The sequence below is a fragment of the Dyella marensis genome, assembly GCF_049532885.1.
Classification (GTDB): domain Bacteria; phylum Pseudomonadota; class Gammaproteobacteria; order Xanthomonadales; family Rhodanobacteraceae; genus Dyella_D; species Dyella_D marensis.
In genome coordinates this window covers 3,953,854-3,980,047 of record NZ_CP064029.1, presented here as the reverse complement: position 1 = coordinate 3,980,047, position 26,194 = coordinate 3,953,854, and the positions used below count along the sequence as shown (strand labels likewise).

The window sequence follows — 26,194 nt, the reverse complement described above, 5'->3', positions numbered from 1 at the left end:
GGGCTGGGGCCGGGCTTGGGAGCGGCCCGCCCCGGCGGGCGGGGCGGGCCGGCGAGGTTCAGCCGTACTGGCGTTCCTCGCGCACTTCGCGCTGGTGCTTGTCGCACACCTTGTCGCGGTGCTTGCGCAACTGCGCCACCAGCTTGTCGAACATGTTGTCGATGGAGACGTACATGTCCGATTCGGTGGCTTCCGCGTGGAGCGGTGCGGCGCCGGGGACTTTGAGCGTGCCTTCGCAGCGTTGCTGCAGCTTGTCGACGGAGAGGACGACGCTCAATTCGAGGAGTCTGCTTTCGAGGCGGGTAAGTCGCTCACAGTGGCCGTTCACGCGTTCGCGAAGGGCCTGGGTGATCTCGATCTTCTGGCCGCTGAGCTGGACTTGCATGGTGCGCCTCCTCTGGTACTGCCGCATGACGCGGCGTGGGTCGATGCGCCGGTGCCGGATGGTCGCCGACACATCACAGTCATCTCTTGGTATGGGGACGCTTTCCATCCCGCCAAGTTCCCGTCCAGGCGCACTTGCGCGCCGGTCAACCTGCCCGCTGGCGCTCGCTGGAGCTGGGAATTCGCATGGCCTCCCGATATTTGGCGACCGTACGGCGCGCCACCTGGATGCCCTTGCGGTGCAGTTCCTCGGCGATGGCCTGGTCGGACAGGGGTTTGCGCGGGTCTTCCGCGTCGATCAGCTTGCGCAGCATGGCCTGGATGGCGGTGGCGGACGCGCTGCCGCCGTCTTCCGTGGACACGCCGCTGGAAAAGAAGTGCTTCAGCTCGAAGGTGCCCCGCGGCGTATGGATGTACTTGCGGGTGGTGACGCGGGAAATGGTGGACTCGTGCATGCCCACTTCCTCGGCCACCTCGCGCAGCACCAGCGGATGCATGGCCTCGGGGCCGTAGTCGAGGAAGGCGCTCTGCCGGCGTACGATGGCCTCGGCCACCTTGAGCAGGGTCTCGGCGCGCGATTCCAGGCTCTTGATCAGCCAGCGGGCCTCCTGCAGCTGGCCGCGCATCCAGCTGGCGTCTTCGCCGCGGGCCTGCGCGATGAGGTTGCAGTAATGCTGGTTCAGGCCCAGCCGCGGCTGGCAGTCGGGATTGAGGCTGACGCGCCAGCGGCCGCTGTCCTTGCGCGCGTAGACGTCGGGCGCGACGTATTCCACCGGGGTGACGTCGAGCGCGGCGCCGGGGCGCGGGTCCAGGCTGCGGATCAGCATGGCCGCGGCGTGGGTTTCCTCGTCGCTGGCGCGCAGTCGGCGCGACAGGCGGGCGATGTCGTTGCGCGCCAACAGCTCAAGCTCGCTGTCGACGATGCGCAGCGCCAGCTCGCGCTGAGGCAGGTCCGGATCGAACTGCTCCAGCTGCACGCGCAGGCAGTCGCGCAGGTCCAGGCTGGCCACGCCGGTGGGATCGAAGCGCTGCACCTGGCGGCGCACGGCGTCGACTTCCTCGACGGTGGCCTTGAGGTCGGCCGGCACCGCGGCGGTGACCGATTCCAGCGTCTCGCCCAGATAACCGTCCGCATTGAGCGCATCGATGATGATCGCGGCGATGGTGCGCTCGCGCAGGCTCATGTGGGTGAGATTGAGCTGCCACAGCAGGTGTTCCTGCAGGGTCTCCGGCGCGGCGTTCTGCGGTTCGAAGTGGTCCTCGTCGCCGCCGCTGCTGCGGCTGCCGCCGGCGGAGGAGAAGTCGATGGGTTCTTCGGCGTTGCCGCCGGATTCGCTCCAGTCGGCCGGCTCGTCGCCGCTGTCGCCGTCGTTGGCGGAGGTGGCGGCCTCGGTGGGAGCGTCGAAGGTGGCGGCCTCGCCATCGCCTTCGCTGTCGCCCTCGTTGGCGGCGTCCTCGGAGAACTCCAGCAGCGGGTTGCTCTCGGCGATCTGGCGCAGCTCGGCCTCCAGCTCCAGCTGCGACAGCTGCAGAAGGCGGATCGCCTGCTGCAATTGCGGCGTCAGGGTGAGCTGTTGATTGAGGCGAAACTGCAGTCCGGGTTTCATGCCACTGTTTTGAATGAGCCCAAAGGCTTGGATGAGCTTCGGGTCATCCTAACCCCTAGGGGGAGGAGCGGCCATAGGTTCCCGCCGATCCTCGCGTAGGCCGAATGGCTGAATGTGACGGCGCGCGCACCGCGGCCATCAGGAAAGCCTTACAGCCTGAATTCGCGGCCCAGATAGACCTCGCGTACTTTCTCGTCGGCCAGGATGTGCGCCGGCGTGCCGCGCGACAGCACTTCGCCGTCGTTGAGGATGTAGGCGCGGTCGCAGATGCCCAGCGTCTCACGTACGTTGTGATCGGTGATCAGCACGCCGATGCCGCGCTCCTTCAAGTGCCGCACGATGCGCTGGATCTCGCCCACCGAAATCGGGTCGACGCCGGCGAAGGGTTCGTCCAGCAGCATGTAGCGCGGCTCGGCGGCCAGCGCGCGGGCGATCTCCACGCGGCGGCGCTCGCCGCCGGAGAGGCTGATGCCGCGCTGGTCGGCGATGTGCGCGATCTTCAGCTCGTCGAGCAGGCTTTCCAGCTCGGTGGCGCGCTGCTTGGCGCCGAGGTTCTCGCGCAGCTCCAGCACGGCCATGATGTTGTCGGCCACGGTGAGGCGGCGGAACACCGACGGTTCCTGCGGCAGGTAGCCGATGCCCAGCTTGGCGCGCGCATGCATCGGCAGGCCGGTGATGTCGTACTTGTCGAGCTTGATGGTGCCGGCGTCGGCCTCGATCAGGCCCACCACCATGTAGAAGCAGGTGGTCTTGCCGGCGCCGTTGGGACCGAGCAAGCCCACCACCTCGCCTTCGCGGATGGAAAAAGCGAAGTCGCGCACCACCTGGCGCGCGCGGAAGCGTTTCTGCAGGCCTTCGGCGGACAGCATCGATTACTTACCCGCGGCCGAAGCCGCCGTGGCCGGCTTGGGGGCCGAACTGGCCGGTGCCGGCGCGGCCGGCTTGGCGGCGGGCGCCGCGGCGGCCGGCTTGGGCTTGGGCAGGAAGGTGCCGTGGACCAGGCCGTCGCCGCCGGACTCGCCGGTGATCAGGCTGGTGTCGGTGTTGTAGGTGATCTTGTCGCCGTGGAATTCACCGCGGCCCTGCTGGGTCACCTTGGCGTTGCCGGTGAGCACGGCGATGCCGTTGATGTTGTCGTAGTCGAGCTGGGCGGCGTCCCCCTGCATCAGGTTGTTGTTCTCGTCCAGCTGCTGGATGTGCGCCTGGCTGCCGGTGACCACCACGCGCGAGATCTGGGTGTCCTTGTCCAGGTAGACCTTGGCCTCGGCGCCGGTGATCAGCAGGGTGCCCTGGGTCAGCTTCACGTTGCCGGTAAGCGTGGTGATGCTGTTGGGCGCGTTGTAGGCGTTGGTCGACTTGGCGGTGAAATTCATCGGCTGGCTGCGGTCGTCCTTCTTGGCCAGCGCAAGGGCCGGCAGCAGGGCGAGGGTGGCCAGCGCGAACAGGAGGCGGCTACGCATGAGGTCAGGACTTCCGTTTGCGCGGCGGGAACGAGCCGTGGCTGTCATCGAGCAGCTCCAGGTGATTGTCAGTGAGGTTGGCACGCATGCCGACGCCGCTCATTCTACTGTCGCCTTGCGTCAACTGTGCCGGCTCGGCCGTTTCCATGCGGTTCTCCTTGGGCCAGGCGGTGACCTCGGAGGTATGCAGCTCGGCCTGCGGCGTGTCGCCGTAGGCGGGACGGTGCATGTAGACCGGCCCCTGCAGCTTGAGCAGGGTGCCGCTCTTGTCCACCCAGCCGTAGCGGGATTCGCCCTTCCAGTCCGGCACGCCGGGCTGCTTGGCCGGGAGCTCGAACTTGGGCGAGTCGAGGTAGAGCGAGTCGTCGCCTTCGCGGCGGTCCAGGCGCGGGCCGGTGACGCGGAAGGTCGGGTGGCCGTCCTCGCCGTACACATAGCCCTTGAAGTCGGCCAGGGTGTAGCCGGAACGCGGCGGGCCGATGAAGTCGTTGGGCTTGGGCGCCGGCCCCAGCCACCACAGCAGCAGCTGGCTGAGCACGGCGGCGCCGCCGACCAGGACGATCGCGACCGTCAGCCGACGGTCGCGCAGGTAATCGCGAAGACTCACTGCCAGCGCCCCCGTTCCTGCTCGGCCTTGCCCTGGGCGAGCAGGATCAGGTCGCACACTTCGCGCGCGGCGCCCATGCCGCCGGTCTTGGCCGTACGCCAGTGCGCCTGCTCGGCCACCCAGGGGTGGGCATTGGCCACGGCCACGGCCAGGCCGGCCTGGCGCATCGGCGGCAGGTCGGGCAGGTCGTCGCCGACGAAGGCGGCCTGCTCGGCCTCCAGGCCCAGCGCGGCCAGCAGTTCGCGGAAGCAGGCGAGCTTGTCGCGCTGGCCCTGGTAGACGTGGGCGATGTTCAGTTCCTCGGCGCGCAGCGCGACCGGGTGGCTGATGCGCGCGGTGATCAGGGCCACCTGCACGCCGTACGCCTGCAGCAGCTTCAGGCCCAGGCCGTCATGCACGTGGAAGACCTTGGTCTCGCGCCCGTCCTCGCCGTACCACAGGCGGCCGTCGGTGAGGGTGCCATCCACGTCGAAGACCGCGAGCCGGATCCTGGCGGCGCGGGCGAGCAGTTCGGCGGGCAGATGGTCGAGGTAATGGGCCACGGGGAAGTCTGGTCAGGGGCTCGGGGGAGGGCCGGGTCAACGGCCCGGCCGGCAGAACGCATGGGGCGGCGAAGCGTTGTCCGGCGGCGCGGCTGCCCGCGCCAGCCAGGCATCACACCACGCGCGCGCGGAGCAGATCATGAATGTTCAGCGCGCCGACCACCCGCTGCGCCTCGTCCACCACCAGCAGGGCGTGAATCTGATGCTTTTCCATCATCTGCGCGGCTTCGATCGCCAGCTTGTCGGCGCCGATGGTCTTGGGGCCGCGGGTCATCAGCTCGGCCACGGTGGCGCCGCGCAGGTCGACGTCCTCGTCGTCCAGGGCGCGGCGCAGGTCGCCGTCGGTGAATACGCCGAGCAGGCGCTGTTCGGCGTCGACCACGGCGGTCATGCCCAGGTGCTTGCGGGTCATTTCCATCAGCGCGGCGGTGAGCGAGGCGTCCGGCGCCACCCTCGGAATGCCCTCGCCGGTGTGCATGACGTCGCCGATGTGCAGCAGCAGGCGGCGCCCCAGGCTGCCGGCCGGATGCGAGCGGGCGAAGTCCTCGGAGGTGAAGCCGCGCGCCTCCAGCAGGGCGATGGCCAGGGCGTCGCCCATCACCAGCGCCGCGGTGGTGCTGGCGGTCGGGGCCAGGCCCAGCGGGCAGGCTTCGGCCGAGATGCTCGCGTCCAGGTGCACGTCGGCCTGGTCGGCCAGGGAGGAGCGCTCGTTGCCGGTGATGGCGATCAGCGGAATGCCCTGGCGCTTGAGCACCGGCAGGATGAACAGCACCTCGTCGGTCTCGCCCGAATTGGACAGCGCCAGCACGATGTCCTGCGGCAGGATCATGCCCAGGTCGCCATGGCTGGCCTCGCCCGGATGCACGAAGAACGCCGGCGTGCCGGTGGAAGCGAGGGTGGCGGCGATCTTGCGGCCGACGTGGCCGGACTTGCCCATGCCGGTGACCACCACGCGCCCGGCGCAGCCCAGGATCATGCGGCAGGCCTCCACGAAGGAGGGGCCGATGCGCGGTTCCAGCGCGCGGATCGAAGCCGCCTCGGTGGCGATCACCGTGCGGGCGCTGCGCACCAGGGTATCGGCGTCGAGCAGGGCGGGCTTGGCGGGCGGGGCGACGTGGGCGTTCATGCGTTCTCGGGTGGCGGGCCGTGCGGCGGTGGTGCCGGTGACGGCGGGCGACGGTCAGCCAAGGCTTCCCGTGTGATTCAAAGGCTTGGCTGGGACGAAACCGGGCCGAAGGGCCGCGCATCGTTTCTGTGACAGCGGATTTCCATTACCATGGCATATTCGCATTTTATCGTCACGGTCGGCGCCGATGTGGTCCTGATGAGGGATTCCGCAAGCCCAGGCGCCGGTGACCCACGACTGGATTCCCGATGGACGCTGCCACCATACAGGCAATGATCGAACAAGGCCTGCCCGGTGCGCAGGCGCAGGTTTCCGGCGACGACGGCGTGCATTTCGAGGCGGAAGTGGTGGCGGCGCAGTTTGCCGGCAAGCTCCCCCTGGCGCGCCATCGCCTGGTCTACGGCACGCTGGGCGAGCTGATGGGCGGTGCGATCCACGCCCTGGCGCTGAAGACCCTGACCCCCGAGGAAGCCGCGGCGCGCCGCTGACGGCCGTCGCCCGGTTCCAAGAACACCCCCAAGGACAAGAATGGCCAAGATCCTGATCAGCGGCGGCGTGCCGCTCAATGGCGAGGTCGGTATTTCCGGCGCCAAGAACGCGGTGCTGCCGATCCTCGCCTCCTGCCTGCTCGCCGACGAGCCGGTGACCATCAGCAACGTGCCGCACCTGCACGACGTCACCACCTTCATCGAGCTGCTCGGCCAGATGGGCGTGCAGCTGGTGCTGGACGACCGCATGAAGATGCACGTCGACCCGCGCTCCACCGATCGCCACGTGGCGCCGTACGACCTGGTGCGCACCATGCGCGCCTCGATCCTGGTGCTGGGCCCGCTGGTGGCACGCTTCGGCCAGGCCGAGGTCTCGCTGCCCGGCGGCTGCGCGATCGGTTCGCGCCCGGTGGACCAGCACATCCGCGGCCTGCAGGCGCTGGGCGCCGAGGTGAGCGTGGAAAACGGCTTCATCAAGGCCAAGGCCAGCCGCCTGAAGGGCGCCCGCATCGTGATGGACATGGTCACCGTCACCGGCACCGAGAACATCATGATGGCCGCGGCGCTCGCGCAGGGCACCAGCATCATCGAGAACGCGGCGCAGGAACCGGAAGTGGTGGACCTGGCCAACTGCCTGATCGCCATGGGCGCGCAGATCGAGGGCGCCGGCAGCTCCACCCTCACCATCCACGGCGTCGAGCGCCTGCACGGCGCGCAATACGAAGTGCTGCCGGACCGCATCGAGACCGGCACCTTCCTGGTCGGCGCGGCGATGACCGGCGGCAAGGTGCGCGCCCGCAACGCGCGCGCCAACACGCTGGACTCGGTGCTGGCCAAGCTGGAAGAAGCCGGCGCGCACATCAACACCGGCCCGGACTGGATCGAGCTGGACATGCAGGGCCGCCGCCCGAAGGCGGTGAACATCACCACCGCGCCGTACCCGGCGTTTCCCACCGACATGCAGGCGCAGTTCACCGCGCTCAACTGCGTGGCCGAGGGCGTGGGCGTCATCACCGAGACGGTGTTCGAGAACCGCTTCATGCACGCGCACGAGCTGCAGCGCCTGGGCGCGGACATCCGCCTGGAAGGCAACACCGCGATCATCAAGGGCGTGGACAAGATGAGCGGCGCGCCGATCATGGCCACCGACCTGCGCGCCTCCGCCTGCCTGGTGCTGGCCGGCCTGGTCGCGGACGGCGACACCACGGTGGACCGCGTGTACCACATCGACCGCGGCTACGAGAACATCGAGGAAAAGCTCGGCGTGCTCGGCGCGAAGATCCGCCGCCTGCCGTCCTGAGGCGACAAAAAGCCGGCATCGCTGCCGGCTTTTTTGATGAAGGGAGTGCGCTGTCCGCGCGCTCCCTTTTTTATCGCCTGCTTTATCGGCCGGCCTGGTAGCTCACCAGCTGCAGGGTGAGATTGCCGCCGTCGCTCTGGGTCAGCTTCACCGGCACCAGGTATTTCTGCGGCACGTACCAGGCGCTGAAGCTCTGGTCCTTGTCGGTGCGCTCCACGCGCTGCGCCTTGAAGCTGCCGGCCGGCACTTTCACGTCGTCGTTGCCGGCGACCTTGAACTGCTGGTTCTCGACGTTGCGCTTCACCGCCACCGGCAGGGTCACCGCCTGCTTGCCGTCGTGCAGCGCCAGGCCGATGGCGTAGGGCGCGGTGTTGCGGTCGACCATGCCCGGCGCGGCGGCATAGGTTTCCGCGCCCTTGCCGTCGTCGACGCTCACCTGCTTGCTGTTCCAGTCCACGCGCGTGGTGCGCTGCTTGCTCTTGATCGACGCGTTCATGCGGTAGTCGTAGGCCACGGTTTCCGGCGCGTTGTTGTTCCAGCGAAAGCGTGTGATCTCGCTGGAGCTGGCGCCCAGCGCCGCGGCCAGGCCGCCGGTGCCGCGCGTCTGGTTGCTGTATTCCCAGCCGAGCGCGGTGGACTTGAGGCTGATGGTGGCTTCGCCGATCACCTGGTCGCCCTGCAGCACCTGGTAGGTGGCGGTGAACGGCGTGGGCGTGGTGGCGGCGAACGCGGCGGAAGCGGAGAGGGCCAGCGCGAGACCGGCCAGGAACTTGCGGGGAGAGGTGAGGGTAGCCATGGCGGGGCAGTCTACGCGCGCCGGCTGAATGACTCGTTGGGCGTCGATGAAGACCGCGTCAGCGGACCAGCTCGTCCCCGCGCAGTTCCAGCGGCGAGGACAAGCGCTCGCCATCCAGCGCCACGCCATCCGGCGCCGCATAAGCCAGCCGCCCGGCGGCAATCATCCGCACCACCGCCGGCAGCAACCGGTGCTCATAGGCGAGCAGCCGCTGCGCCAGCAGGTCTTCGTGATCGCCGGCCTCGATGCCGATGCGCGCCTGCGCGATCACCGGCCCGCCATCCAGCTCCGCGGTCACGTAATGCACGCTGGCGCCGTGTTCCGGATCGCCGGCTTCCAGCGCGCGGCGATGCGTATGCAGGCCGCGGTACTTCGGCAGCAGCGAGGGGTGGATATTGATCATCCGCCCCACCCACGGGTGCAGCGCCTCGCCGTCGAGAATGCGCATGTAGCCGGCCAGCACCAGCAGGTCGGCGCCCGTGGCTTCGATGCGCGAGAACAAATCCAGATCGAACGCGCGGCGCGACGGATACGCCTTCGGATTCAGTACCAGCCGCGGAATGCCCGCCGCCTCGGCCAGCTCCAGCGCGCCGGCCTGCGCCTTGTCGCTGCCGACCAGCACGAACTCCACCGGCAGCTTGCCGGCGTCGCGCGCGGCGATCAGGGCCTGCAGGTTGCTGCCGCGTCCGGAAGCGAGGACGGCGATGCGGAGAGGAGAGGACATGCGCGGGGCCGGGTATTCAGGCCGCGCGATCGCAGGGGATCGCGCGGCGATGGAAGAGAAAAAGAGCGGACCGGCTCAGCCGATGTGCACGCGCTCGTCGCCCTGCGCCGGCACCACTTCGCCGATCACCGAGCTGGCCACGCCATGCTTGTGCAGCAGCGCGGCGGCGGCGGCCACGGCGTCGCGCGGCAGGATCACGGTAAAGCCCACGCCGCAGTTGAAGGTGCGCCACATTTCCTCGCGCGCCACCTTGCCTTCGCGCATCAGCCAGTCGAACACCGGCGGCAGCACGATGGCGGCGGCGTCCAGCGCCAGGCCCAGGCCGTCGGGTACCACGCGGATGATGTTTTCCTTCAGCCCGCCACCCGTGATGTGGGCCATGCCATGCACCGGCGCGGATTTGAGCAGTTCCAGCATCGGCTTGACGTAGATGGTGGTCGGCGCCATCAGCGCGTCGGCCAGCGTGACGCCGCCCAGGTCCAGCTCCAGCGGGCTGCCGGCTCGCTCGACGATCTTGCGGATCAGCGAATAGCCGTTGGAATGCGGGCCGGAGGAGGCCACGCCCAGGATCACGTCGCCGGCCACGATGGCCTCGCCGCTCAGCAGGGCGGATTTCTCCACCGCGCCGACGGTGAAGCCGGCCAGGTCGTATTCGCCCGGCGGGTACATGTCGGGCATTTCGGCGGTTTCGCCGCCGATCAGCGCGCAGCCGGCCAGTTCGCAGCCCTTGGCGATGCCGCCGACCACGGCCACCGTGGTGTCGACATCGAGCTTGCCGGTGGCGAAGTAGTCCAGGAAGAACAGCGGCTCCGCACCCTGCACCAGCACGTCGTTGACACACATGCCGACCAGGTCGATGCCGATGGTGTCGTGGCGGCCCAGCTGCTGGGCGAGCTTGAGCTTGGTGCCGACGCCGTCGGTGCCGGACACCAGCACCGGCTCCTTGTAGCGCCCGGCCAGGTCGAACAGGCCGCCGAAGCCGCCCAGGCCGCCCATCACTTCGGGGCGGAAGGTGCGCTTGACCAGGGGCTTGATGCGTTCGACCACGGCATTGCCCGCGTCGATATCGACACCGGCGGCGCGGTAGGTGAGTGCGTCGGACATGGCAGGAACCGGCGTGGAGAAACGCCCAATGATAGACGCTGGGGGCCGGATTGGGCAGACTGCGGAGCGTTTTCCCCGCCGGCCTTCCGAGCTTATGCGCCTGTCACGCCTGCTGTTCGTCGGCCTTCTGCTGGCCTTCCTGCTTCCTGCGGCATACGCCCAGGGCCAGGTCTCGCCCTATACCGTCACCGTGCCGGTCGCCGACACCAGCGAGGCCAAGCGCGACGAGGCTTTCGGCGTGGCGCTCAGCCAGGTGCTGGCGCGCACCGCCGGCGGCCAGGACCTGCGCGGCAAGCCCGGCTACGACGACACCCTGAAATCGGCCTCCGGCATCGTGCAGCAGTACCAGTACCAGCGCGCCGCCGGCGGGCTGGCGCTGCAGGTCAGCTTCGACTCCGGCGCGGTGCAGCGGGCGGTCTCGCAGATGGGCGTGGCCGGCACCACCGGCAAGCCGCCGGTGCTGCTGCTGGTGCGCGACGCCAGCGGCAACGTGATGGACAAGGACGCCCTGGCGCCGCTGTCCCAGGCCGTGGCCCAGCGCGGCTACAACGTGGTGCTGGCCGACCCCGGCAAGAGCGCGGACGCTCCCTCGGTGGCCAGCGCGGAGCCCGACCAGATCTTCGGCCTGGCCCGCCAGTACAAGACCGGCCTGGTCCTGCTCGGCCAGCTGCGCGCCGACGGCGCGGACTGGAACCTGGTTTCCGGCGGCCCGCAGCAGAAGTGGAACAGCACCGGCGCACCCACCCAGCAGACCCTGGTCGACGCCGGCAACGCGCTGTCCGACCGCCTGGGCAAGCAGCTCAACGTGATCGGCTCCGGCAATGTCGCGGGCAAGCTGTGGGTGAGCGGCGTGGCTTCCGCGCTGGACTACGCCAACCTGCTGGCGACGCTGCGCGCCGACCCGATGGTGCGCGAGGTGGTGACGCTGAGCGCGCAGAACGACGGCATCCTGTTCGCCGTGAAGACCGGCCTGCCGCTCAACGTGATGGCCGGCAGCCTGACCGCCGGCGGCCGCCTGCTCGAAGCGGACGCCCACAGCGGCGCCGACGCCAGCCTGCGCTGGGTGCACTGAGTCTTCGGCGGCAGGGAGCGCGGCGATGCCTGGCGGGCCGCTCTCACCCTGGCGCCACCTGCCCAACGCGATCACGCTGCTGCGCATCCTGCTGGTCCCGCCGATCGGCTGGGCCATCCTGGCGCGCGAGCCGCGCCTGGCCCTGGGCCTGGTCGCGCTGGCCGGCTTCACCGACGGCCTGGACGGTTTCCTGGCGCGGCGCTGCGGCTGGCAGAGCCGGCTCGGCGGCATCCTCGATGCGGCGGCGGACAAGCTGCTGCTGGTCACCTGTTTCGTACTGCTGGCGCTGACCGGCCTCGCGCCGTGGTGGCTGGCGGCCCTGGTATGCGGGCGCGACGCGGTGATCGCCACCGGCGCGCTGGCCTGGCGGCTGCTGATCGGCCCGCTGCAGCCGGAGCCCAGCCTGGTCTCCAAGGCCTGCACCCTGCTGCAGATCGTCTACCTGCTGGGCATCCTGGCCGGGAGCGCCGGCTGGCGGCTGGCGGCGATGAGCCCGCTGGCCTGGCTGGTCGCCGCGCTGTGCCTGGCCAGCGGCGCGGACTACGTCTGGCGCTGGTCGCTCCGGGCCCGCGCGGCACTGCGCTGACAGCGCCTCGCGCATCAGTCACACTTGCGCGTGAGGCCATGCCGCCTGGCAAGCCGCCCTCGCCACCTCCCACGACGAGCCGCGACGAATGACCCAAGACATTTCCCGCCGCTGGCAGATGCTGGCGATCACCGCAGTGATCCTCTACCTGCTCTGGCTGCTGGCGCCGGTGCTGATGCCGTTCGCCGTGGCCGGCATGTTCGCCTATCTCGGCGACCCGCTGGCCGACCGCCTGGAGCGGCTGGGCATGGGCCGCACGGTGGCGGTGAGCGTGGTGTTCTTCGTGCTGCTGCTGGTGACGGTGGGCGCGCTGCTGCTGCTGATTCCGCTGATCTCGCGCCAGGTCGAGAACCTGGTGCAGAGCCTGCCGCATTACGTGGACTGGGTGCGCACCACCGCGCTGCCCTGGCTGCAGGCCAAGCTGCGGCTGGACCCGAACGCCTTCGACACCGACCGCCTGATCGCCGAGCTCAAGGACCACCTGGGCTCGCTCGGCGGCGTCGTATCCACCGTGCTGGGCAAGGTCACCCGCTCGGGCCTGGGCGTGATCGCCTGGATGACCAACCTGGTGCTGATCCCGGTGGTGGCGTTCTACCTGCTCCGCGACTGGGACCGCCTGGTGGCGTGGGTCGACGACATGCTGCCGCGCTCGATCGAGCCGACCATCGCCCACCTGGCGCGCGAATCGGACCTGGTGCTGGGCGCCTTCGTGCGCGGCCAGCTGCTGGTGATGCTGGCGCTGGGCATCTTCTACGGCGCGGGCCTGTCACTGCTCGGCTTGTCGGTGGGGCCGCTGATCGGCATGGTCGCCGGCCTGCTCAGCTTCGTGCCCTACCTGGGTTTCATCGTCGGCTTCGGCTCGGCGCTGATCGCGGTGCTGGTGCAGTACGGCGACTGGACCCACGTGTCGCTGGTGGTGGTGGTGTTCGTGATCGGCCAGCTGCTGGAAGGCTATGTGCTGGTGCCGCGCCTGGTCGGCGAGAAGATCGGCCTGCATCCGGTGGCGGTGATCTTCGCGGTGCTGGCCGGCGGCTATCTGTTCGGCTTCCTCGGCATCCTGCTGGCGCTGCCGGCGGCGTCCGTGATCCTGGTGGTGCTGCGCTATCTCAGCCAGCGATACCGGCATAGCGGACTGTATACGGAGGAAGGGCGGCAGGACCCGGTGATCGCGGAGATGGAAGTGGCGGTAGAGCAGAGCGAGGACGGCATCGAGGTGGATGTGAAAGAACACACCCGGAAGGATCGGGACGACCCGCAAGCATGATCCCGCAGCTGCCTCTTGCGCTGCGCTGGCCGCGGCGCCAGCGCTTCGAGCATTTCCATGACGGTTCCAACGCAGCCACCGTTGCTGCCGTGCGCGAACTGGCGATGACGCCGCGCACACCCTGGCTCTACCTCAGCGGCTCCGCCGGCAGCGGCAAGAGCCACCTGCTGATGGCCGCCTGCCAGGCGGCGAGCGAAGCCGGCCGCACCGTGCAGTACCTGCCCTTGGCCACGATCGGCCAGCGCGCCGCGGCGATCCGCGGCGTAGCGGGCAGCGAGCTGCTGGCGCTGGACGACCTGGGTGCCATCGCCGGCGACCGCGAGGCCGAGCACGCGCTGTTCGACGTCTACAACCAGGCTCGCGCCGAAGGCCTGGCCATGCTGTTCGCCGCCGAAGCGATTCCCGCCCAGCTCGGCCTGGGCCTGCCGGACCTGCGCTCGCGCCTGGGCGCCTGCCAGCAGGCGGTGCTGAAGCCGTTGGATGACGCCGAGCGCCGCGCCGTGCTGAAAGGCCAGGCCGCCGGCCGCGGCATCGAGCTGGACGACACCGTGCTGGACTGGCTGTTCGCCCGCTACGCGCGCGACCTGGGCGCGCTGCTGGACCTGCTCGACAAGCTCGACAAGGCCTCGCTCGCCGCGCAGCGGCGCATCACCGTGCCGTTCCTGCGCGGCTTCCTCAAGGATCAGGGCTGATCCGTACCGATCGCGTAAACCCATCGGCGTAGGTTGGGGTGAGCCGCAGGCGAACCCCAACATTGCGGTGCGTTTGGACGTGACGATGTTGGGGTTCGCCTTCGGCTCACCCCAACCTACGCCTACGCTTTCAGCAGGCCAGGCGTCGACTGCGCGCCGATGATCTCGGTCATCGCCTGCACCACGTGCAGGTTGCCGGCGATGATGTTGCCGCTGGCCGGGATGCCGTCGCGGCCGGCGAAATCGCCGTAGCGGCCGCCCGCCTCGCGCACCAGCAGCACGCCGGCGGCCATGTCCCACGGCTTCAGGCCGATCTCGAAATAGCCGTCGTAGCGGCCGGCGGCCACGTAGGCCAGGTCCAGCGCGGCCGAGCCGGAGCGGCGGATGTCCTCGGCCTGGCCCAGCAGCACGCGCGTCATGTTGAGCTGCGCTTCCAGATGCTGGCGCTGGCGGTAGGGGTAGCCGGTGGCGATCATCGCGCCGCCCAGGTCCTCGCGGCGGCTGACGCGGATGCGGCGGTCGTTGAGGTAGGCGCCGTCGCCCTTGCTGGCGGTGAACAGCTCGCCGCGCAGCGGATCGAACACCACGCCGTAGACCGGCTCGCCCTTTTCCAGCAGGGCGATGGACACGGAGAAATGCGGGATGCCGCGCAGATAGTTGTGGGTGCCGTCGAGCGGGTCGATCACCCAGGTCAGCGGACCCTTGCCCATCTGGCCGCTTTCCTCGGCGAGGATGGCGTGGCTCGGGTAGGCGCGGCGCAGTTCCTTGACGATCTCGGCTTCGGCCAGGCGGTCGACTTCCGAGGCGAAGTCCATGCGTTGTTTTTCCACGATATTGAGACCGTCGATGCGGTTCATATAGCGCAGGATCACGTTTCCAGCGGCGCGAGCGGCGCGCACCGCGACGTTGACGGCGGGTCTGGGCATGGCTTCGGCTTTTCGAAAGAACGGGGAGCGGCCGCGGAGTTTAGCAGGGAGGGGGAACGGGGAATAGGCAGCAGGGAACGGGGAGCGGGGAACTTGAGAGTCTGGCAAATCGCCCTGAATGCAACGCTCTGACCGCATGCCACGAAGCAAGACACATCCATGGCTGCCGCTCTACATATTCCCCGTTCCCCGTTCCCCGTTCCCCGTTCCCGCTATCCTTGCGCCCCTTCTCCGTCCACCGCCCTCCCATGCCGCCTACCGACCTCGCCTCCCTCGTCCGCTTCGTCCTGGTGCGCACCTCGCACCCGGGGAACATCGGCAGCTCGGCGCGGGCCATGCGCACCATGGGCTTCGGCCGCATGACCCTGGTCGCCCCGCACCGCTTTCCCCATGCCGAGGCCTCGGCCCTGGCCGCCGGCGCGGACGAGGTGCTGGCCGAAGCCGGCGTGCACGAGGGCCTGGTCGATGGCCTGGCCGGCTGCAGCCTGGCCCTGGGCCTGTCGGCGCGCCGGCGCGGCGTGGACCTGGAAGAACTCTCCCCGCGCGAAGCCGCCACGCGCGTGCTGGCCGCCGCCAGCCGCGGCGAGCAGGTGGCGCTGGTGTTCGGCAACGAGCGCACCGGCCTGGAGAACGAGGAGCTGGCGCGCTGCCACGCGATGGTGCGCATTCCCAGCGTGGACGATTTCAGCTCCTTGAATCTGTCGCAGGCGGTGCAGGTGATGGCCTACGAACTGCGCGTGGCCCTGCTCGGCGGCGAGGTGCCGGCGGCGCCGGTGCGCGACGACGCCGAGCCGCCGGCCGATGCGGCGCGCATGGAGCGCTTCTACGAGCACCTCGCCGAGACGCTGGACGACATCGACTTCCACAAGGGCCGCGCGCCGACCACGATCATGCTGAGGCTGCGCAAGCTGTTCCAGCGCGCGCAGATGGACGAGCGCGAGCTGCGCATCCTGCACGGCATCTTCGCCGACGCGCAGCGGATGGCTGGGCTTGCGAAGCAAGCCGGGGAACAGGGAAAAGGGAACGGGGAGCATTGACCTCGATACAAGCCAGATCTTGCGTCACCTAGGCATTCACAAGAACAAAACGCCGCAAAGTTGCGGGACCTCGCAAGTTCCCCGCCCCTGAGCTACTGCTCGTCTTCGGCCATTTCGATCGGCCGCGCCGGCGTGATCAGCAGCTTGTCGATGCGCGCCCCGTCCAGGTCCACCACTTCGAAGCGGATGCCCTGCCAGGCGAACACTTCGCCGGTCTGCGGGATATGGCCGAGCACGGCCATCACCATGCCGGCGGCGGTGCGGTATTCGTGTTCCTGCTCGCCGGGCAGGTGGTCCACGTGCAGCAGTTCGCGCAGGTCGTCGGTGGAGATCGAGCCGTCGACCAGCCAGCTGCCGTCCTCGCGCGGCACGATCGGCGCGGTTTCCTCGCCGCCTTGGCTGCCGCGCTGGCTGGCGCCGACCACGGCCGAGAGCAGGTCGTTGAGGGTGACCAGGCCTTCGATGTCGCCGTATTCGTCCACCACCAGGGCCAGCTGGGTCTCGGCGTCGCGGAATTCTTCCAGCAGGTCCAGCGCGCGCGCCGTGGCCGGCACGAACAGCGGCTTGGCCATGCGGCCGAATAGGTCCGGCGAGCCGTGGCGGAAATTGCGCAGCAGGTGCTTCACCTCGACCACGCCGACCACGTCGCTTTCGTCGGCGCGGTAGACCGGATAGCGCGAATACGGCGTGTCGCGCAGCACTTCGTCGTTCTCTTCCGGCGTGGCGGCCACGTCCAGCCAGGCGATGCGGGTGCGCGGGGTCATCACGCTGTCCACCGTGCGGTCGCCCAGGCGCAGCACGCGGTTGACCATGTTGTGCTCGTCGGCGTCCAGCACGCCTTGCTCGGCGCTTTCGGCCACCAGCAGGCGGATTTCCTCTTCCGTCACCGCATCGCTGCCGCGCTTGGCCACGCGCAGCAGGCGCAGCAGCTGGCTGCTGGAGAAATTCAGCAGCCACACGAACGGCGCGGCGATGCGCGACAGCACCAGCATCGGCATGGCGACGAAGCCGGAGACTTTCTCCGGCGCCGACAGCGCCAGGCGCTTGGGCACCAGTTCGCCGATCACGATCTGGATGAAGGAGATCAGGGCGAAGCCCAGCACCAGGCCGATCACCTTGGCGTACGGCTCCAGCCAGGCCGCCCGGCCACCGTGGATGGCCTCGGCGATGTGGTCACCCAGGGCGTCGCCGGCGATGGCGCCGGTGACCAGGATCACCAGGGTCATGCCCACCTGCACGGTGGACAGGAAATGCTCGGGCGCCTCGGCATGGCGCAGCGCGACGCGGGCGCGCCGGCTGGTCTTGGCCATCTGCTTGAGGCGGCTCTTGCGGGAGGCGACCAGGGCCATTTCCGAGAGGGCGAAGAAGCCGTTGGCCAGCGCGAGCACGAAGACGGTCGCGATCTCGGTCAGCATCGGGGGGAAGCGGTAGCAGGTCGGGGCATGGCCGGGAGTGTAAGGCCTGCGGGGGCGGGGCCGGCAGCGGGGGCTTGCTGCCGGGGCTTAAGCCTGTCCTGTAACATATCCGTCAATTTTCCTTTCTTCCCATCGGCTTCCAGGCATTCCGCGCATGTTTTCACTGCAGACGATCTTCGGCAAAGGCGACAAGTTCTACGGCCTGCTCGAGCAAAGCGCGGAGGCGGTGCGGGAAAGCGCCCGCGCCCTGCACGAGCTGGTGACCCATAGCGACCGCGCCCCGGTGATGGCCGCCTTCGCCTCGGCCCGGGCCCGGGAGAAAGCACTGGCCGCGCAGATCAGCGAGGAACTGGTCAACACCTTCGTCACCGCGCTGGACCGCGAGGACATCGAGGCGCTGAACTCGGCGCTGTACAAGATCCCCAAGACGGTGGAGAAGTTCGCCGAGCGCTACGAGATCGTCGCCGCGCGCCTGTCCGACGTGGACTTCGCCCAGCGCGCCCAGGTGCTGGAGCAGGCCAGCGCGGTGGTGTCGGAAATGATCGGCGAGCTGCGCCGCGGCCTGCGCATCGACCCGGTGAAGAAGCTGCAGGACCGCCTGCAGACGCTGGAATCCGAAGGCGACCGCATGCTGCTGGCGCCGTACCGCACGCTGTACGTGGAAGGCAGCGACGCCATGCGCGCCATGCTGGCCAAGGACCTGTTCGAGCTGATCGAGAAAGCCATCGACAAGTGCCGCGACGTCGGCAACATCGTGTATTCCATCGTGCTCAAGAACTCCTGAGGCGCCCGCGATGAGCATGGTCTTCGCGGTGGTGCTGATCGCACTGGTCTTCACTTACATCAACGGTTTTCACGACACCGCCAACTCCATCGCCACGGTGGTGGCGACCAAGGTGCTGACGCCGGGCCAGGCGGTGATCCTGGCCGCCATCACCAACCTGATCGGCGCGCTGTGGGGCACCGCGGTGGCCAAGACGATCGCCGCGGGCCTGATCGACACCCACGTGGTGGCGGCCGGTTCCCAGCTGCTGATCTGCGCGCTGGGCGCGGCCACGGTGTGGAACCTGCTGACCTGGTGGCTGGGCCTGCCGTCCAGTTCCAGCCATGCCCTGGTCGGCGCCCTGGTGGGCGCGGCGATCGCGGCCTCGGGCGACAACTTCGCCGCCATCATCTGGTCGCAGGGCGGCGATCACTGGTGGCAGGGCAAGGGCGTGATCCCCAAGGTGGTGGTGCCGATGGTGGTGTCGCCGCTGCTGGGTTTCGTCATGGGCTTCCTGCTGATGGGCGCGCTGTATGCGCTGCTCGGCTGGTTCTCCAGCCAGAGCGGCCCGCTGCGCCGGCTCGGCCGCACGCCCTTCGTCAACAGCTTCTTCGGCAAGGCGCAGATCGTCTCAGCCAGCGCCATGGGCCTGGCCCACGGCATGAACGACGCGCAGAAGAGCATGGGCATCATCGCCCTGGCCCTGGCCGGCGCCACCGCCGCGGGCCAGTTCGACAGCCTGCCGTCGTGGCTGGGTTTCCTGCGCATCCATGGCTCGGCCGACGGCGGCTTCGACGTGCCGGCGTGGGTGGCGGTGGTGTGCGCGCTGACCATGGCCGGCGGCACCGCCGGCGGCGGCTGGCGCATCATCAAGACGCTGGGCCACAAGATGGTGAAGCTGCATCCCATCAATGGCTTCGCCGCCGAAGGCAGCTCGGCCGCGGTGATCCTCACCGCCTCGGCGCTGGGCGTGCCGGTGTCGACCACGCACAACGTGTCGGCTTCGATCATGGGCGTGGGCGCTGCCAAGCGCTGGAATGCGATCCGCTGGTCGGTGGTGGAGCGGATGGTGTGGGCGTGGATCCTCACCCTGCCGGTCACGGCGCTGCTGGCCTACGGCGCGGTGCGGCTGGCGCAGGCGCTGTCTTGAGAGCTCAGAAGTCGTCGCCGCCGTCGGCGACGACTTGTTCCAGCTCGTCGCCCAGTTCGCCCAGCTCGTGGATCACCCGCTGCAGTTCTTCGATCGAGAGCAGCTCGTAGGGGCGGTTCTCGCACAGGTGCAGGAAGGGCGAGCCGTCCAGGTCGGCCACGGCGAGGAAACCCACGCGCTGCTCCCAGTTGAAGCGCAGGCAGCGGCGCGCGTCGGCGCCGGCCAGCGGGCCGATCGGGGTGGAGACGCGCAGGAAGCGGCGGCCGGCTTCGTCTTCCAGCTCGGCCAGGTAGATGCCCTGGTGCCGCCCGCGCGGCAGCGGCAGGTCGAAGCTGATCAGGTAGGGCCCGTTGTGGCGCAGCTCGTGCTTTGCGCCGATATGGGAACGCACGGCTTCGAAGTGATGCATGAGGCGGCTCCCGGCAGCAGAACGGGTTCCGCTACTCTGCCACGACTTTATGACGGCGCGCGCTAAGACTTACCGCTATAGGCCTTCATGCCGTCTCACCCCGGACACGCCATGAACGAACAGCACGCCCGCATTTTCGCCGCCATCGCCGCCATTCCCCCGGGCCGCGTCGCCAGCTACGGCGCCATCGCCGCCCGCGCCGGCCTGCCCGGGCGCGCCCGCCTGGTCGGGCGTGTGCTGGGCGAGGTGCCCGATGGCATGGAACTGCCGTGGTTCCGCGTGTTGCGTTCCAGCGGGCAGATTGCGTTTCCGCCGGGCAGCCGCGGGTTTCGCGAGCAGTCCAGGCGCCTGCGCGCCGAGGGCGTGGAAGTGAAGAACGGCAAGGTGCCGCTGTCGCGCTTCGGGCTGGATGCGGATATTGACCGCGCGCTGTGGGGCATGCCGGGCGATTGACGCTCGCCGCGCCGACCGCGAAATCGGAGCTTGCCTACACGATGAAGCGCCGCACGCCCGGGGCGCCGCGGGCCGCATTTGCTAGCATTCGGGGAATGTCTTCCTCTCCCCTCGACATTCTTCACAGCGTCTTCGGCTACACCAGCTTCCGCGGCCAGCAGCAAGCCATCGTCGAGCAGGTGGCGGAGGGCGGCGACGCCCTGGTGCTGATGCCGACCGGCGGCGGCAAGTCGCTGTGCTACCAGATTCCCGCCCTGCTGCGGCAGGGCACGGGCATCGTGGTGTCGCCGCTGATCGCGCTGATGCAGGACCAGGTCGACGCGTTGCGCGAGGCCGGCGTCGCCGCTGCCTATCTCAACTCCAGCCTGTCCGCCGAGGACCAGCGCGAAGTGGAGCGGCAGCTGCTGGCCGGCGAGCTGAATCTGCTCTACGTGGCGCCGGAGCGCCTGCTCACGCCGCGCTTCCTCGGTCTGCTGGAACGCACCGAAGTGGCGCTGTTCGCCATCGACGAAGCGCACTGCGTATCGCAGTGGGGCCACGATTTCCGTCCCGAGTACCGCGAGCTGGCGGTGCTGCACCAGCGCTTCGCGCAGGTGCCTCGCATCGCGCTCACCGCCACCGCCGACCCGCGCACGCGCGAGGAGATCGTCGAGCGCCTGGCGCTGCAGGACGCGCGCCAGTTCCTGTCCAGCTTCGACCGCCCCAACATCCGCTACCGCGTGGCCCTGCGCCACAACGCGAAGCGCCAGCTCACGGATTTTCTCGAGGGCCATCGCGGCGAAGCCGGCATCGTGTATTGCCTCAGCCGCCGCAAGGTCGACGAAACCGCGCAGTGGTTGGCCGAGGCCGGCATTGCCGCGCTGCCTTACCACGCCGGGCTGGATGCGGCCACGCGCGCGGCGAACCAGCAGCGCTTCCTGCGCGAGGACGGCGTGGTGATGGTGGCCACGGTGGCCTTCGGCATGGGCATCGACAAGCCGGACGTGCGCTTCGTCGCGCACCTGGACCTGCCGCGCAGCATGGAAGGCTATTACCAGGAGACCGGTCGCGCGGGACGTGACAGCCTGCCGGCCGAGGCCTGGATGATCTACGGCCTGTCCGACGTGGTGACGATGAGCCAGATGATCGCCCAGTCCGAATCCGCCGACGAGCGCAAGCGCGTGGAGCGGCAGAAGCTGGAATCGCTGCTCGCCTATGCCGAAGCCACCGAATGCCGCCGCGTGCGCCTGCTCGGCGCGTTCGGCGAGACCTATGCGGGCCCCTGCGGCAACTGCGACAACTGCCTGGAGCCGCCGAAAACCTGGGACGCCACCGTACCCGCGCAGAAGGCGCTGTCGGCGGTGTACCGCAGCGGACAGCGCTTCGGCTCCGGCCACGTGATCGACATCCTGCGCGGTGTGGACAGCGAGCGCATGAGCCAGCTGCGCCACGACCATTTGAGCACCTTCGGCATCGGCGCCGACATGGACGAAAAACAGTGGCGTTCGGTGTTCCGCCAGCTGCTCGCCGCGGGACTGCTGGAAGCGGAAGGCGAGTACGGCACGCTGCGCCTCACCCGCAGCAGCCGCGAGGTGCTGACCGGCAACCGCGAAGTGCTGCTGCGCGAGGACACGCGGCCGGAACGCCGCTCGCGCCGCCGCCGCGACAGCCAGCTGGTCACCGGCAGCAGCCTGGGCATCGAAGCCTACGAGCAGCCGATGTGGGATGCGCTGCGCGCCTTGCGCGCGAAACTCGCGAAGCAGCATGGCGTGCCGGCTTACGTGATCTTCCACGACGCCACCTTGCTCGCGATGCTGCGCGAGCTGCCGGCGAACGAGGCGGAGATGGGCTCGATCAGCGGCGTGGGAAAAGCCAAGCTGGAGCGCTATGGGCAGGATTTCCTGGCGGTGATCAATGCGCAGGAGTGATGTCGACGTGCGGCTCTTGATCGTCATCCCGGCGTAGGCCGGGATCCAGTGGCGACAGCGCTCATGGAACGCGGGAAGCCAGCCGGCATCACCAGCGGAGCCTGCGGCGACCATCGAGTGATATCGCCACTGGATCCCGGCCTGCGCCGGGATGACGAGAGTGGAGGTTGAGGCAAGGCCGAAAATGCGCCTTCGCGCTTGTGCCGCACGCCCCAAGCCCTTACAACACCTAGACGCGCCACGACGAGCCCGCTTGTCCACCACGGCGCCCCCGCGCTCCCTCAGCGCCCGGGTACCCGCTCATCACCGGAAGGACCGCCGCCATGCATGACGCCCCTCTTATCGGCACCATCGTCGGCGGCATCGTGCTCGCCTTCTTCTTCGCCGCCATCGCGCACCGCCTGCGCCTGCCGCCGCTGGCCGGCTATCTGCTCGCCGGCGTGGTGTGCGGCCCGTTCACACCGGGCTTCGTGGCCGACGGCCATCTCGCGCACCAGCTGGCGGAGATCGGCGTGGTGCTGCTGATGTTCGGCGTCGGCCTGCACTTCTCGCTGAAGGATCTGCTCTCGGTCAAATCCATCGCCATCCCCGGCGCGCTCGGGCAGATGGCGGTGGCCACGGTGCTGGGCATGCTGCTGGGCTGGGCGCTGGGCTGGCCGATGGTGCAGAGCTTCGTGTTCGGCCTGGCGCTGTCGGTGGCCAGCACCGTGGTGCTGCTGCGCGCGATGGAAGAGCGCCGGCTGATGGAGACCGAGCGCGGGCGCATCGCGGTGGGCTGGCTGATCGTCGAGGACCTCGCCATGGTGCTGGCGCTGGTGCTGCTGCCGGCGATCGGCGCGTCGCTGAATGCCGGGCAGTCGATGTCCTTCGGCGAGATCGCCATGACCGTCGGCATCACCATCGGCAAGGTGGTGGCCTTCGTGGCGGTGATGCTGATCGTGGGCAAGCGGCTGATCCCCTGGCTGCTGCAGGTGATCGCGCAGACCGGTTCGCGCGAACTGTTCCGCCTGGCCGTGCTGGCGATCGCGCTGGGCGTGGCCTTCGGCGCCGCGGGGCTGTTCGGCGTGTCGTTCGAGCTGGGCGCGTTCTTCGCCGGCATGATGATGGGCGAATCGAAACTCGCGCACGACGCCGCCGAGGAAACCCTGCCGCTGCGCGATGCGTTCGCCGTGCTGTTCTTCGTTTCCATCGGCATGCTGTTCAATTACCAGGTGCTGCTGTCCGAGCCGCTGGTGGTGCTGGCCGCGCTGGCGATCATCGTGATCGGCAAGTCGGTAGCGGCGCTGGGCATCGTGCTGGCCTTCCGCAAGCCGATGACCACCGCGCTCACCATCGCCACCAGCCTGGCGCAGATCGGCGAGTTCTCCTTCATCCTGATCGGCGTGGGCGTGGCGCAGAACCTGGTGACCAAGGAAGCGCAGGACGTGCTGCTGGCCGCGGCGATCCTGTCCATCCTGATCAATCCGCTGCTGTTCAAGCTGCTCGACCGCGCCAAGGCGCGGATGGATGCGCGCGCGGCCGCCGCCGAGGCGGAGCAGGGCGGCACCGCCGCCGTGCCGCTGCAGCCGACGGAGCTGAGCGGGCACGTGGTGGTGGCCGGCTACGGCAAGCTCGGCCAGCTGCTGGGCGAAGCGGTGCATGCCACCGGCCTGCCGCTGCTGGTGCTGGAAGAGGAAAAAGACCACGTCGATACCTTGCAGCAGCAGGGCATCGAGACCCTGGTGGGCAATGCCTCCAGCGACGAAGTGCTGGGCGCCGCCAACCTGCCGGAAGCGAAGGCGCTGCTGGTGACCTTGCCGCAGGCGTTCGAGAGCGGCGAGGTGGTGCGTGCGGCGCGGCAGTTGAATCCAAGGCTGCGCATCATTGCGCGGGCGGATTCGGAGGAGTGCCGCGAGCATCTGCAGAAGCAGGGTGCGGATATGGTGGTGATGGGGGAGCGTGAGCTGGCGCGGGCGATGACCGAAGGATTGGCGCCTGTATAGAGAACTCTTCTCCCCGCCGGGGAGAAGATGCCGGCAGGCAGATGAGGGGCGGGTGCTCGCGGAAGAGGATCGACAAGGCGTGGCTCGCTTTCCGCTCCAGCTTCTACGCTCCGCTCGACCCCTCACCCCCAACCCTCTCCCCGGAGGGGAGAGGGGGCAGAAGCTTTAGCCCGTCATGCGCCAGCGCTCTCCCGGCTCATCCGGATCGCGCCCATGCGTCATCGCCGCGGCCTGGCGCAGATAACGCCACTCTTCCAGCGATGCCGGCAGCCGCGCCTGCGGCCACGCCTCGCGCAGCGCGGCCAGTGCCTGCTCGGCGCTGTCGTAGCGTCCGGTCTCTTGCATGTCGAACATGCTGCGCCAGCGGCGTCCGTGGCGGACGATGCGGAACAGCCCTGCCTTGGCGGGGAATACGTATTGGGCCAGCATGAAGCGGTTCTTGCCGTGGGGGACGGTGTCCGCATAGCGTGCGCGCGGCCTATGACCGGATCGTGATTCGGCGAAGACGGCTTTGTGGCTCTTCGTGAAATCTCCGTTCATCCGCTGATGGAAAACAAACGGCCCGCCGAAGCGGGCCGTTCGCGTGCTGCGGTGAGCGCCGCTTACTTGCGGTCGGCGGCGGTCTTGTCGCGGGCGGCGCGGAACTCGGAGTCCTTGCTCCAGTCCGGCCACTGGTTCGAATTGGCCAGCTCGCTGCCTAGCGTGTAGAGGATCTGCAGGTCGCGCGCCATGCCGGTGAACGACCAGCCGGCCTCCCACTCGTCCGAGGGCTGGTGGTAGTGCTTGTCGGTGTATTCGTCCTCGGCCTGCTTGCCCGCGGCCAGGCCGCCGTCGACCCAGTCGTTGCCCGAGCCGAACGAGATCGCCGGCACGCCGCGCTTGGCGAAGGAGAAATGATCGGAGCGGAAGAAGTGGCCCGCTTCCGGCTTCGGGTCCGGCGAGTAGCTGAGGTTCCAGCGCTTGGCGGTGGCGATCAGGTCGTCCAGCAGATCCAGCCTGGCGCTGCCGGAAATGGTGAAGTTGCGCGCCGGACCGTGCGGGTCGAGCGCGTCGAGATTGATCACGCCCACCGTCTTGCCCAGCGGGTAAAGCGGATTGGCCGCGTAGTACTCGGAGCCGAGCAGGCCTTTCTCTTCCGCGGTGACGTTGAGGAACACGATGGAGCGCTCCGGCTTGGGTGCGCTCTTGAACGCGCGCGCCAGCTCGATCAGCGCCGCCGTACCGGTGCCGTTGTCCACTGCGCCGTTGTAGATCTTGTCGCCCTTGGCATCGGGTGCGCCGACGCCCAGATGATCCCAGTGCGCGCTGTAGATCACGGTCTCGTCCGGATGCTTGGCGCCGTCGATGCGGCCCACCACGTTGTGCGAAGTGATGACCTTGCTGTCCACCTTGTAGCTGGCGGAGAAGCTCTCGCCCTTCAGCGTCACCGGCTTGAACTCGCGCGTCTGCGCCTGCTTCTTCAGCGCATCGAAGTCGAGGCCGGCGCGCTTGAACAGATCCACGGCGAAATCGCGCTGGATCCATGCTTCCACCTGCGGATGCGTCTCGGCCGGCTTGTCGCGCACGATGTCGAACATCGCATTGGTGTTGGAGTTCTTCACCGTGTTCCAGCCGTAGGACGCCGGCTCCGTCTCGTGCACGATCAGCACGCCGGCCGCGCCCTGGCGTGCGGCTTCTTCGTACTTGTAGGTCCAGCGGCCGTAGTAGGTCATGGCCTTGCCGCCGAAATCGCCCTGGCCGGTCTCGAAATCCGGATCGTTGATCAGCACCACGGCGATCTTGCCGTGCAGGTCCACGCCCTTGAAGTCGTCCCAGTGGCGTTCCGGCGCCTTCACGCCGTAGCCGACGAAGACCAGTGGCGCGTCCTTGATCGCCACCTGTTTGGAACCGTCCATCGCGGCGCGCACGGCGATCTGCTCGCCCTGGGTCAGCGCCTGCGGCTTGCCGTCGACCGATACCGACAGCGCCGGCGTGCCGGCGATCTCCGCGCGCAGCAGCGGCACGGCCTGGGTCCAGGCGCGCTTGCCGTTCTTCAGGTCGCCGCCCGGCTGCAGGCCGGCGGCCTTGTACTGGGCGATCAGGTAATCGACGGTCTTGGTCTCGCCGGCGGTGGCGGGGCCGCGGCCTTCGAACGCATCGGAAGAAAGCGTCTTCACGTCGGCCGAGAGGCGATGCGGATCGAAGCTCGGCGCTTCGGCCGCCAGCACGGCGCTGGAAATGGACAGGGCGAGTAGCGAAAGGGCGAGTCGTTTCACGGGCGTTACCTGTGGGGAAAACGGACTCAATCATAGAGCGTGGTACGCGCGCCGGTCCCGTTTCTTTTTGGATCGAGATAATGTCAAAGAGTCCTAGAGACAGTTCCTGCCGTATGGAACTGCATCACAGAACGCCTGCGCACAG

At 68.7% G+C, this 26,194-nt stretch carries 27 protein-coding genes; 12 read left to right on the top strand and 15 right to left on the bottom strand.

All coding sequences use genetic code 11. The annotated features are described in order from the left end of the window. Positions 1-58: 58 nt before the first annotated feature. From hpf to ISN75_RS17430, 7 genes are all read right to left on the bottom strand, one after another. Entirely contained in the window at positions 59-385 is a 327-nt protein-coding gene (hpf, locus tag ISN75_RS17460) for a ribosome hibernation-promoting factor, HPF/YfiA family (protein WP_167256620.1), read from the bottom strand. Between the two features lie 145 nt (positions 386-530). Beyond that, the gene (locus ISN75_RS17455; protein WP_167256622.1) at positions 531-1,991 is read right to left on the bottom strand and encodes an RNA polymerase factor sigma-54; all 1,461 of its coding nucleotides are present in this window, start codon (positions 1,989-1,991) and stop codon (positions 531-533) included. Between the two features lie 149 nt (positions 1,992-2,140). After that, on the bottom strand, positions 2,141-2,860 hold the full coding sequence (gene lptB / locus ISN75_RS17450) for an LPS export ABC transporter ATP-binding protein (protein ID WP_167256624.1): 720 nt from the start codon (positions 2,858-2,860) through the stop codon (positions 2,141-2,143). A gap of 3 nt (positions 2,861-2,863) precedes the next feature. Beyond that, entirely contained in the window at positions 2,864-3,451 is a 588-nt protein-coding gene (lptA, locus tag ISN75_RS17445; protein WP_243868121.1) for a lipopolysaccharide transport periplasmic protein LptA, read from the bottom strand. A gap of 4 nt (positions 3,452-3,455) precedes the next feature. Next, the gene (lptC, locus tag ISN75_RS17440) at positions 3,456-4,058 is read right to left on the bottom strand and encodes an LPS export ABC transporter periplasmic protein LptC (protein ID WP_167256628.1); all 603 of its coding nucleotides are present in this window, start codon (positions 4,056-4,058) and stop codon (positions 3,456-3,458) included. Beyond that, a complete protein-coding gene (locus tag ISN75_RS17435; protein WP_343820942.1) occupies positions 4,055-4,600 on the bottom strand; it encodes an HAD family hydrolase in 546 nt (181 codons plus the stop codon). Before ISN75_RS17435 ends, lptC begins: the two co-directional genes overlap by 4 nt. Positions 4,601-4,712: 112 nt before the next feature. Then, the gene (locus tag ISN75_RS17430) at positions 4,713-5,726 is read right to left on the bottom strand and encodes a KpsF/GutQ family sugar-phosphate isomerase (protein WP_343820944.1); all 1,014 of its coding nucleotides are present in this window, start codon (positions 5,724-5,726) and stop codon (positions 4,713-4,715) included. A gap of 248 nt (positions 5,727-5,974) precedes the next feature. Here ISN75_RS17430 and ISN75_RS17425 point away from each other — a divergent pair, with 248 nt between their 5' ends. Both ISN75_RS17425 and murA read left to right on the top strand, forming a co-directional pair. Further along, positions 5,975-6,214: a BolA family protein gene (locus tag ISN75_RS17425; protein ID WP_026636810.1), complete on the top strand. Its 240-nt coding sequence runs from the start codon at positions 5,975-5,977 to the stop codon at positions 6,212-6,214. 40 nt (positions 6,215-6,254) lie between these two features. Further along, positions 6,255-7,514: a UDP-N-acetylglucosamine 1-carboxyvinyltransferase gene (murA, locus tag ISN75_RS17420; protein WP_167256634.1), complete on the top strand. Its 1,260-nt coding sequence runs from the start codon at positions 6,255-6,257 to the stop codon at positions 7,512-7,514. A gap of 82 nt (positions 7,515-7,596) precedes the next feature. On the opposite strand, the gene ISN75_RS17415 is transcribed toward murA, so the two are convergent. From ISN75_RS17415 to purM, 3 genes are all read right to left on the bottom strand, one after another. Further along, on the bottom strand, positions 7,597-8,310 hold the full coding sequence (locus tag ISN75_RS17415) for a DUF3108 domain-containing protein (RefSeq protein ID WP_167256635.1): 714 nt from the start codon (positions 8,308-8,310) through the stop codon (positions 7,597-7,599). Positions 8,311-8,368: 58 nt separating this feature from the next. Beyond that, positions 8,369-9,034 (bottom strand): phosphoribosylglycinamide formyltransferase, encoded by a 666-nt coding sequence (gene purN / locus ISN75_RS17410; RefSeq protein ID WP_167256637.1) that lies wholly within the window; start codon positions 9,032-9,034, stop codon positions 8,369-8,371. A 75-nt stretch (positions 9,035-9,109) separates the two neighbouring features. Continuing rightward, entirely contained in the window at positions 9,110-10,138 is a 1,029-nt protein-coding gene (gene purM / locus ISN75_RS17405) for a phosphoribosylformylglycinamidine cyclo-ligase (protein WP_343820951.1), read from the bottom strand. Positions 10,139-10,232: 94 nt separating this feature from the next. On the opposite strand from purM, the gene ISN75_RS17400 reads away from it, so the two are divergent. From ISN75_RS17400 to hda, 4 genes are all read left to right on the top strand, one after another. Further along, positions 10,233-11,210, top strand: coding sequence for a DUF2066 domain-containing protein (locus tag ISN75_RS17400; RefSeq protein ID WP_343820954.1), 978 nt, complete (start codon positions 10,233-10,235; stop codon positions 11,208-11,210). A 25-nt stretch (positions 11,211-11,235) separates the two neighbouring features. Continuing rightward, a complete protein-coding gene (locus ISN75_RS17395; RefSeq protein WP_343820957.1) occupies positions 11,236-11,796 on the top strand; it encodes a CDP-alcohol phosphatidyltransferase family protein in 561 nt (186 codons plus the stop codon). Between the two features lie 88 nt (positions 11,797-11,884). After that, positions 11,885-13,060: an AI-2E family transporter gene (locus ISN75_RS17390; protein ID WP_167256645.1), complete on the top strand. Its 1,176-nt coding sequence runs from the start codon at positions 11,885-11,887 to the stop codon at positions 13,058-13,060. Continuing rightward, positions 13,057-13,752, top strand: a complete 696-nt coding sequence (gene hda / locus ISN75_RS17385; protein ID WP_167256646.1) for a DnaA regulatory inactivator Hda — start codon at positions 13,057-13,059, stop codon at positions 13,750-13,752. The genes ISN75_RS17390 and hda overlap by 4 nt, the downstream gene beginning before the upstream one ends. Positions 13,753-13,874: 122 nt before the next feature. Here the strand turns inward: hda and ISN75_RS17380 are convergent, their stop codons facing one another. Beyond that, on the bottom strand, positions 13,875-14,678 hold the full coding sequence (locus ISN75_RS17380) for an inositol monophosphatase family protein (RefSeq protein WP_167256648.1): 804 nt from the start codon (positions 14,676-14,678) through the stop codon (positions 13,875-13,877). Between the two features lie 248 nt (positions 14,679-14,926). Here ISN75_RS17380 and ISN75_RS17375 point away from each other — a divergent pair, with 248 nt between their 5' ends. Then, positions 14,927-15,715, top strand: a complete 789-nt coding sequence (locus tag ISN75_RS17375) for an RNA methyltransferase (protein ID WP_168647896.1) — start codon at positions 14,927-14,929, stop codon at positions 15,713-15,715. A gap of 92 nt (positions 15,716-15,807) precedes the next feature. Here the strand turns inward: ISN75_RS17375 and ISN75_RS17370 are convergent, their stop codons facing one another. Continuing rightward, entirely contained in the window at positions 15,808-17,130 is a 1,323-nt protein-coding gene (locus ISN75_RS17370; protein ID WP_168647897.1) for a hemolysin family protein, read from the bottom strand. A gap of 154 nt (positions 17,131-17,284) precedes the next feature. Here ISN75_RS17370 and ISN75_RS17365 point away from each other — a divergent pair, with 154 nt between their 5' ends. Together ISN75_RS17365 and ISN75_RS17360 are read left to right on the top strand one after the other, a co-directional pair. Beyond that, positions 17,285-17,914, top strand: a complete 630-nt coding sequence (locus tag ISN75_RS17365) for a DUF47 domain-containing protein (protein ID WP_167256653.1) — start codon at positions 17,285-17,287, stop codon at positions 17,912-17,914. Positions 17,915-17,924: 10 nt separating this feature from the next. Next, positions 17,925-19,043 carry an inorganic phosphate transporter gene (locus ISN75_RS17360; RefSeq protein WP_167256654.1) on the top strand — a complete coding sequence of 373 codons (1,119 nt, stop codon included), beginning with the start codon at positions 17,925-17,927 and terminating at the stop codon, positions 19,041-19,043. A gap of 4 nt (positions 19,044-19,047) precedes the next feature. Here ISN75_RS17360 and ISN75_RS17355 read toward each other — a convergent pair whose 3' ends face one another. Continuing rightward, the gene (locus ISN75_RS17355; RefSeq protein ID WP_167256655.1) at positions 19,048-19,452 is read right to left on the bottom strand and encodes a hypothetical protein; all 405 of its coding nucleotides are present in this window, start codon (positions 19,450-19,452) and stop codon (positions 19,048-19,050) included. A 111-nt stretch (positions 19,453-19,563) separates the two neighbouring features. On the opposite strand from ISN75_RS17355, the gene ISN75_RS17350 reads away from it, so the two are divergent. The 3 genes from ISN75_RS17350 (at position 19,564) to ybaL (ending at position 23,794) form a co-directional block, all read left to right on the top strand. Further along, positions 19,564-19,905, top strand: coding sequence for an MGMT family protein (locus ISN75_RS17350; RefSeq protein WP_167256656.1), 342 nt, complete (start codon positions 19,564-19,566; stop codon positions 19,903-19,905). A 95-nt stretch (positions 19,906-20,000) separates the two neighbouring features. After that, positions 20,001-21,812 carry a DNA helicase RecQ gene (recQ, locus tag ISN75_RS17345; protein WP_343820965.1) on the top strand — a complete coding sequence of 604 codons (1,812 nt, stop codon included), beginning with the start codon at positions 20,001-20,003 and terminating at the stop codon, positions 21,810-21,812. A gap of 323 nt (positions 21,813-22,135) precedes the next feature. Continuing rightward, positions 22,136-23,794, top strand: coding sequence for a YbaL family putative K(+) efflux transporter (gene ybaL, locus ISN75_RS17340; protein WP_343820967.1), 1,659 nt, complete (start codon positions 22,136-22,138; stop codon positions 23,792-23,794). A 165-nt stretch (positions 23,795-23,959) separates the two neighbouring features. Here ybaL and ISN75_RS17335 read toward each other — a convergent pair whose 3' ends face one another. Further along, positions 23,960-24,223, bottom strand: coding sequence for a hypothetical protein (locus ISN75_RS17335; RefSeq protein ID WP_168647899.1), 264 nt, complete (start codon positions 24,221-24,223; stop codon positions 23,960-23,962). Positions 24,224-24,396: 173 nt separating this feature from the next. Further along, positions 24,397-26,049 (bottom strand): M28 family metallopeptidase, encoded by a 1,653-nt coding sequence (locus tag ISN75_RS17330; RefSeq protein WP_343820970.1) that lies wholly within the window; start codon positions 26,047-26,049, stop codon positions 24,397-24,399. Positions 26,050-26,194 lie beyond the last annotated feature (145 nt).